This window comes from Nostoc sp. KVJ20 (assembly GCF_001712795.1).
Classification (GTDB): domain Bacteria; phylum Cyanobacteriota; class Cyanobacteriia; order Cyanobacteriales; family Nostocaceae; genus Nostoc.
Genome location: NZ_KV757560.1, coordinates 1 through 1,526 on the forward strand (window position 1 = coordinate 1; position 1,526 = coordinate 1,526).

Annotated in this window: 1 protein-coding gene; it reads left to right on the forward strand. The window is 42.3% G+C overall.

Annotated elements, in window-relative coordinates; genetic code table 11:
• Positions 1 to 60: 60 nt before the first annotated feature.
• Positions 61 to 1,512 (forward strand): IS66 family transposase, encoded by a 1,452-nt coding sequence (locus A4S05_RS04070; protein ID WP_069068547.1) that lies wholly within the window; start codon positions 61 to 63, stop codon positions 1,510 to 1,512.
• Positions 1,513 to 1,526 lie beyond the last annotated feature (14 nt).

Sequence of the window (1,526 nt, forward strand, 5' to 3'; positions counted from 1 at the left end):
GTAAGGATTCAGGTAACAGAGTATTGACAAAGGGGACAGTTGAGGTGGAGTATCACAAATATGAACCAAAACCTGACTCATGAACTAGACCCAGAAAGTTTGGGCCAGTTATCCAAAGAAGAACTGGTAAACATGATCATTGAGCAGAGTAAGGTAATACGTGAATTACAGCAAGAAATAGAGCGTTTAAAAGTCAGCCGAGATTTAGACAGTTCTAATTCGTCAAAGCCACCGTCTGGGGATATCCTCAAAAAGAGTGAAAACAAAAAAGCACCCTTGGAAGAAGAACCGAACCACCCCAAAAGAAAACCAGGTGGGCAACCAGGACATCAAGGTAAGACTCGTAAAGGTTTTGGCAGAATAGATCGTTGTGAAATCTTACGTCCTACGGATTGCGTTTACTGTGGTCAAAAAGCATTTGCGTCTGTGGCAGTAAAAGTAGAAAAGCACACTGTAGCGCAATTAGTAGAGCGTCCAATCGAAGTAGTGGAGTATCAACGCTATACCTGTGTATGTGAGTGTTGTGGCAATTTACAAACAGCCTCCTGTCCACAAGACATTATTCCAGGACAAGATTTAGGAACGTCGTTACAGGCATTTTTAGGGTGGGCAAATAATTATGCACACATGCCCTATGAAAAGCAACAAGAAATGTTGTGGGAATTGGGTCAAATTGAAATTGGGCTAGGAACTTTAGTCTCCACCAATGAACGAATTCAAAAAGCGATTGAACCAAGCATTATTGAATTAAGTAATTGGGTAAAACAGACACAACCTAACATCCATGTAGATGAAACTCCTTGGTCAGTCAAGGGAACCAAAGAATGGTTGTGGGTAGTGGCTAATTCTGAATTCTGCCTATTTACTGCGGCTGATACTCGTTCTAGAGCCGAGTTAGAAGCAATTTTGGGGACTAAGTATACAGGGGTACTCAGCAGCGATGATTTCAGCGTTTACAATGGCTATCCAGCTTTTGCCCAGCAGAAATGTTTAGCTCATCTACGCCGACATTTTAAAAAACTAATTCAACTTCCAGGTCTTCACAACCAAGCTATTGGCGAAGCTTTTGTTGATTTGATTGATGAAGCCTTTAGGAATTATGCTCGATGGTTTGAGACTCTTGACTCCAGCAGTTACAACGATTGGGTCAATCAATTCAAATCTAAATTGTATTCCTCACTCCATCAGTGGCTTGATCTTGCAGGAGCTACGGCCGGCAGCCTTTTACGCTCTTTGCGTGATAAAGCAATTCAATGGTGGTATTTCCTTGACTACCCTGAAGTTCCTCCTGATAATAATCAGGCTGAACGATCGCTGCGTTTGGCTGTGACAAAACGTAAAGTTAGTGGTGGTTCCCGTTCAATGGAGCGGTTTAAACACACTGCCCATCTGTTGACTGTAGTGCAAACCTGTCGTCGTCAAGGTAGGTCTGTGATTGACTTTTTTGCACAAGCACTGCTGGCTAATTCTAATAATTATCTGTCTCGCCCATCCCTGCTTCCTAAATATTAGACCTGAATCCTTAC